Source organism: Maribacter sp., assembly GCF_049667165.1.
Taxonomy (GTDB): Bacteria; Bacteroidota; Bacteroidia; order Flavobacteriales; family Flavobacteriaceae; genus Maribacter_A.
In genome coordinates this window covers 1-7,131 of sequence record NZ_JBATHS010000091.1, presented here as the reverse complement: position 1 = coordinate 7,131, position 7,131 = coordinate 1, and the positions used below count along the sequence as shown (strand labels likewise).

The 7,131-nt window shown below is 37.1% G+C and carries 4 protein-coding genes; all 4 read left to right on the top strand.

The genetic code is table 11. From position 1 onward, the window contains the following. The first annotated feature begins 86 nt into the window (after positions 1 to 86). The gene (locus WBM98_RS05095) at positions 87 to 1,628 is read left to right on the top strand and encodes a sugar porter family MFS transporter (protein WP_424364949.1); all 1,542 of its coding nucleotides are present in this window, start codon (positions 87 to 89) and stop codon (positions 1,626 to 1,628) included. Between the two features lie 38 nt (positions 1,629 to 1,666). Beyond that, positions 1,667 to 5,128 carry a hypothetical protein gene (locus WBM98_RS05090; RefSeq protein ID WP_424364948.1) on the top strand — a complete coding sequence of 1,154 codons (3,462 nt, stop codon included), beginning with the start codon at positions 1,667 to 1,669 and terminating at the stop codon, positions 5,126 to 5,128. A gap of 9 nt (positions 5,129 to 5,137) precedes the next feature. Then, entirely contained in the window at positions 5,138 to 6,436 is a 1,299-nt protein-coding gene (locus WBM98_RS05085; protein ID WP_424364947.1) for a glycosyl hydrolase family 17, read from the top strand. Between the two features lie 19 nt (positions 6,437 to 6,455). After that, the coding region (locus WBM98_RS05080; protein ID WP_424364946.1) for a glycoside hydrolase family 30 protein at positions 6,456 to 7,131 on the top strand (676 nt) is incomplete at its 3' end.

Sequence of the window (7,131 nt, the reverse complement as noted above, 5' to 3'; positions counted from 1 at the left end):
TTATTTTTTAATACCTATATTTAATTCATCCCAAAAAACTTTAATAAATAACAGCCAGACTTCAATTATTTAACGAAAACCATATCATGGAACAACCCGAAGAAGTAATAAAAATGAATAAATCCTACACCATTCTTATCAGCTTGATTGTAGCCCTTGGAGGATTTTTATTAGGATTTGATAGTGCTGTAATTTCAGGAGCGGTCAAGGGCATCACCGTATATTTTGAAATGACTGATTCTATGTTGGGCTTTGCAGTAGGATGTGTCATTTTTGGTGCTATGGCGGGTAATTTATTGGCCGGACCCATGGCCGATACATTCGGAAGAAAAAAAGTACTTATAATCGTTGCAGCACTTTTTGCCATATCGGCTAGTTGGTCCGCGCTGGCAACGGGTTATACCGAATTTATCATTGCTAGGATTATCGGCGGAATAGGTATTGGTGGTGCGATTTTGATAGCTCCAATTTATATTGCTGAAATTGCCCCCCCTAAACTCAGGGGAAGTTTGGTTTCCTTTAACCAGCTGAATATCGTTATTGGTATATCAGTGGCTTACTTTTCTAATTACTTTTTGGTCAATATGGAAGGGGAAAGTTGGCGATGGATGTTGGGTGTGGAAGCGATTCCCGCGGTCATATACTTTTTGGCCCTTTGGACAGTACCTAGAAGTCCAAGATGGCTGATTCTAAAACTGAATGAAGTAAAGCTCGCTCGAAAAATACTAGTGAAAATCGGAGGGGAAGAATATGCCGAGATCACCATTTCAGAAATTCTCAGAGGACAGGCTAAAAAAGAGGATAAAGGTAAACTTTCCAATTTATTTCAAAATAAGTATGCAACGATAATGATCATAGCTTTAGGGATTGCATTCTTTCAACAAATCACCGGTATCAATGCCATCTTCTATTATGCTCCAACCATATTTGAACAAGCAGGTGGTAGTACCGATTCTTCCTTTCTACAGGCCATCGTTGTTGGTCTTACAAATTTGGTTTTTACGTTGGTTGCCATTTGGTTAATAGATAAATTGGGTAGAAAACCTTTATTGCTTATAGGCACCACATTCATGACTATCGCTTTATTGATGGCTGCTTTTGCCTTTAATAATGCAACCTATGATTTTAATGAAACGACATTGAATAAGATCAGTAACACCGAAATCAAAACAGCCTTGGCAGACTTGAAGGGTAAATCCTTTGATGGACAGGGAGCACTTTTTGAGCAAGTTGAAGCCAAATTGAATGAAGATCAATTTTTGGATTTTAAAAGAAACCAGATTACCAATTTCATACAGATCAACGCAACATTGGTCTTGATCGCTATATTACTTTATGTGGCTTCTTTCGCAATATCACTGGGCCCGGTCATGTGGACCCTTATTTCGGAGGTTTTTCCAAGTAAAATAAAGGGCATCGCAATTTCTGTGGTTGGTTTCTTCAATTCATTGGTCAGTTTCTCGGTAACCCAGGTTTTCCCTTGGGAATTATCAAATCTAGGACCTACGATCACTTTTACCATATATGCGATTCTTTCATTATGCGCAATACTCTTTGTCTATAAGTTCGTCATTGAAACAAAGGGAAAATCATTGGAAGAGGTTGAAGAAATGCTTGTCAGAAAATAATGATTGAAAATAAAACGGGTGAGCCTAAAATTAAAAGAATGAATACAAATCCAATGTACATACGAAACCAAAAAGCTGCTTTTAAAGAAGTGGAAGTAAAGGGAGAACAAATAGTTTTTGAGAATGAGAACTATTATAAAATCTCCAATAGTGATGCCATGAGACCTTTCTTTATGAGTATCGTTAGCGATTCAAACCACTGGATGTTCATCTCAAGCAATGGGGGCTTGACCGCAGGAAGAAAAGACAGCGAATCCGCTTTATTTCCATATTATACCGATGATAAAATTACCGAATCAGCAGAAATAACGGGAAGTAAAACCATACTTCAAGTTCATGCCGATGACAAGACCTATTTGTGGGAACCTTTTTCAACTAGATTTGTCGGTATATATAATACCCAAAGAAATTTATACAAAAACAACTATGGCAACAAGGTTGTTTTTGAGGAAATCAATGAAGACTTGGGCCTTACATTCAGATACCAATGGAACTCCAGTGATACATACGGATTTATAAAAAAATCCACCATAAGCAACGATACCAGCAATGCGGTTCAAGTGACCGTGTTGGACGGTATTCAAAATATTATTCCCTACGGAGTTATATCCGACCTACAGAATAGACAAAGTAATTTGGTCGATGCCTACAAGAAGAATGAATTGGAAGCAGAAGTTGGCATTGGCATATATGCACTGAGTGCCATAATTGTTGATAAAGCCGAACCTAGTGAAGCCCTAAAAGCAACAATTGCATGGTCCACTGGCATTGAAAATGCCAAATATTTGGTTTCTTCCCTACAGCTTGATGCTTTCAGAAGAGGAAAAGAATTAGAACAGGAAGTTGACATAAAGGCCGAGAAAGGCGCCTATTTTGTTTGTGCCGATATAACGTTGGAATCCAACGCCGATAGGACCTGGATGATTATAGCCAATGTGAACCAATCCATGGTGAATATCAGTGAAATTACAGCACTGATAGAAAAAAAAGCGAACATTATTCCAATACTTCAGGAAGATATTGAATTAGGATCAAGACGCTTATTGGAATTGAATGGTGCTTCAGACGCAATACAGCTGACAGCGGACAAATTGAGGAATACCAGACATTTTTCGAACACCCTTTTTAATATTATGCGTGGGGGTATATTTGATGATGGCTATCATATTGAAAAATGGGATTTTGAAAAATACATAGAAAACGCCAACAAAAAGGTGTTCAAGAAAAAGGAAGATCTTTTAAGAAATCTTCCCGAAGTATTTACACTTGGCCATTTAAAATCGTTGGCCGAGAAAGATCAAGACAAAAATTTTAAAAGACTTGCTATTGAATACATGCCGCTTAAATTCAGTAGAAGGCATGGAGACCCTAGTAGACCTTGGAACAGGTTTTCAATTAACACGACCAATGAATTAGATGGTTCAAAAATATTGGATTATGAAGGTAACTGGCGGGACATTTTTCAAAACTGGGAAGCCTTGGCGCATTCCTACCCAGAGTTCATCGAAAGTATGATCCATAAGTTTTTGAATGCAACCACTTTTGATGGTTACAATCCTTACCGAGTTACAAAAGGCGGATTTGATTGGGAAACCATTGAACCCGATGATCCATGGTCATACATAGGGTATTGGGGAGATCATCAAATCATATATCTATTAAAGTTTTTGGAATTTATTGAAGACTATTATCCTAATAAATTAGCAACATATTTCAAACAAGACCTATTTGTATATGCCAATGTACCCTATAAAATAAAAAATTACCAGGATATTTTGGCCAACCCTAAAGACACTATTGAATTTGATCACGAATTAGATCAAAGGATTGCTCAAAAGCGAACGGAATTAGGGGTTGATGGTGCCTTACTGAGAGATGAAAATTATTTTATTTATAAAGTAAATCTTGTTGAAAAATTATTGGCCACCGTACTGGCAAAAGTATCGAACTTTATTCCTGAAGGTGGTATCTGGATGAATACTCAAAGGCCTGAATGGAATGACGCAAACAATGCCTTGGTAGGCAATGGAGTATCGATGGTCACTTTATATTATTTACGACGGTTCTTGAATTTCCTTGAAGGGGTTGTTAAAAATGGATCGGGTGAGGTCAGTGAAATTTCTTTGGAACTGGCCGAATTCTTTAATAAAGTGCTTTCGACCTTACAGGATAATGAAGAGATCCTTAGTGGGAAAGTTTCCGATGCAGCTAGAAAGACAGTAATGGACGGACTTGGAACTGCAGGAAGTGATTATAGAAGCATTATTTATGAAAATGGTTTTTCAAGTGATAAAGCTGCCATAACGAAAAATGATTTGTTGCGCTTTCTTGAAATCTCAAAAAAGTACTTAGATCATTCCATTGATGCCAATAAAAGAGACGATAACTTATTCCATGCATACAATTTAATGACCATTAAGAATGATTCGGAAGTTTCTATCTCGTACTTGCCTGAAATGCTTGAAGGTCAAGTAGCTGTTTTAAGTTCCGGGTACATTTCTGGTAACGCTTCATTAGAGTTGTTGGATGCTTTAAAAGCTAGTGCCTTATTTAGACCGGATCAGTACAGTTATATATTATATCCAAACAAAGAATTACCAAGGTTTGATGTAAAAAACAATATCCCTACTAAAAATGTAGAAGCATCTGCCTTACTAAAACAACTTTTAAAAGACGGAAACAAGCAGATAGTTTTACAGGATGTCAAAGGCAACTACCATTTTAACGGTACATTCAATAATGCAAAAAGTGTAAAAGAAGCATTGTCAAAGCTTCCAACGGAACAATATGGAGAATTGATTGAAAAAGACAAAGACTTACTCCTGGATACGTTCGAAGAAATTTTCGATCACAAATCATTCACGGGACGTTCGGGAACCTTCTTTGGTTATGAAGGTTTGGGGTCTATATACTGGCATATGGTTTCGAAATTACTCTTGAGTGTTCAAGAAACCTGTTTATTGGCCGTTGAAAATAAAGAAAGTGAAGTGATCATAGGAAAGCTATTAGATCATTATTATGAAATAAACGAAGGTATAGGCGTACATAAATCACCGGAGTTATATGGTGCTTTCCCAACCGATCCTTATTCCCATACACCGGCCACAAAAGGGGCCCAGCAACCGGGTATGACAGGTCAGGTAAAAGAAGATATTTTAAGCAGATTCGGGGAATTGGGAGTATTTGTAACAAAAGGCAAACTATTGTTTAATCCTCGTTTGTTAAGAAAAGAAGAATTCTTAAAAATGGCTAAGACGTTCACTTTTACTGATATCAACAAGGAAATTAAAGAAATTGAACTGGACAAAGGATCTCTTTGTTTTACCTATTGTCAGATTCCTATCATCTACAAACTGGCGGAGAAAGAAGGGTTGAAAATAATGATGGAAGATGATTCAATTCTTGAATATGACAAATTGAGCCTTGACCTGGCAACAAGTAAGAAAGTATTTGAACGAACGGGAGAAATCAAACAAATAATAGCATCGATCAACAAATAAATTATCGGGATGAAGAAACATTTAAAAACAACCCTATTTCTTCTATCATTGATTTTTGGTTTTTCTTGCAAGAACGAAGCTCATACAGAAAGTAATCCAGATATCGTGAAAGAACAAGCAAGTTTAAGTGCAAAAGACATTCTGGGAAATCCAGAGTATTTGGCCATGTCCTATGGTGGGTATAGACATGTCGATCACGACATTGAACCCGCAATAGAAGAGCTTAAAGAGGATCTGAGAATAATGGCGGCGATGGGTATTAAAATTCTACGCACCTATAAAGTGCACTTACCGCAAGCGACTAATCTAATAAAAGCGATTAGTGAATTAAAGGAAGAAGATTCCAATTTTGAAATGTACGTCATGCTAGGCGCCTGGATCGATTGTAAAAATGCATGGACAGATATGGAGCCGGATCATGAACAAGAAAGTAAAGCTAATGCAAATCAAATTTTAGTAGCGGCCTATTTGGCAAATCAATATCCGGATATCGTAAAAGTAATTGCAGTAGGTAATGAGGCCATGGTACGTTGGGCAGCCACGTATTACGTGCAGCCGTCGGTTATCCTAAAATGGGTAAACCATCTGCAAGATTTAAAGAAAGAAGGAAAACTCCCTAAGGATTTATGGATAACCAGTTCCGATGATTTTTCTTCATGGGGCGGAGGGGATGCGAGTTATCATACCGAAGACCTTGAAAAATTGGTTAAGGCTGTAGACTTTATATCAATGCATACGTATCCCTATCATAATACACATTATAACCCTCAATTTTGGGGAGTTCCAAAAAATGAATCAAAATTGTCGGATATCGAAAAAATCGATGCGGCGATGCTTAGAGCATTGGATTTTGCCAAAACCCAATATGATAGTGTTTCAAATTATGTGGTTAGTATAGGCGTTAAGAAACCCATTCATATTGGCGAAACAGGTTGGGCAACGGTTTCTGATGGGTTTTATGGTCCTTCTGGTTCAAGGGCTACGGATGAATATAAAGAAGCAGCATACTATAACCAACTACGAAAATGGACTAACGAAGCGGGTATTTCTTGTTTCTACTTTGAAGCTTTTGATGAACCTTGGAAAGATGCCCATAATAAAATGGGCTCGGAAAATCATTTCGGATTGATTACTGTAGATGGACAGGCAAAAATGGCTTTATGGGATGCTGTTGATCAAGGTACTTTTAAAGATCTCACTAGAAATGGAAACCCCATTACAAAATCCTTTAATGGAGACAAGGCAGTACTTATGAAAAACGTAAAGTTTCCTCCTTCAGCAAAAGAAATTGCAGACAGAAAACAATGATAATTAAAAAACTAAAATTATGAAAACTATAAAGTATTCAATAGTACTCATTATTGCCATGGTTATGATAAGTTGTGATAAGAAGACAGAAGATTTAGAAGTTGAAGTTTATGAAACATCCGCAAGTGGAAATAAACTTACAAAGGTCACAGAATTCACTAATGCAGGGGATAATACTATTACGCTTAAAATAGTTCCAGAAGAGAAATTTCAAACCATCACAGGATTTGGAGGCGCTTTTACAGAATCTTCGGCCTATTTATTGAACCAATTGGGAAAAGAGAATCGTAAAAAAATCATAGATGCCTATTTTAGTTCTGAAGGAGCCAATTATTCACTTACCAGAACACATATGAATTCTTGTGATTTTTCTGTAAGCAATTATTCTTACACTCCTGTTGAAGATGATAAGGAATTAGAGCATTTTACCATTGAAGAAGATAAAGATGATTTGATCCCGTTTATAAAGGATGCTATGGCAGCTTCTACAGATGGGTTTAAAATTTTTGGGTCGCCCTGGACTGCAGCTCCTTGGATGAAAGACAATAACAATTGGGTCGGAGGAAAATTATTGCCAGAATATTATGATACTTGGGCACTTTTCTTCTCTAAATATGTGGACGCTTATAAAGCAGAGGGAATCGATATCTGGGGATTCACGGTGGAAAATGAACCTTTGGGTAATGGCAACAATT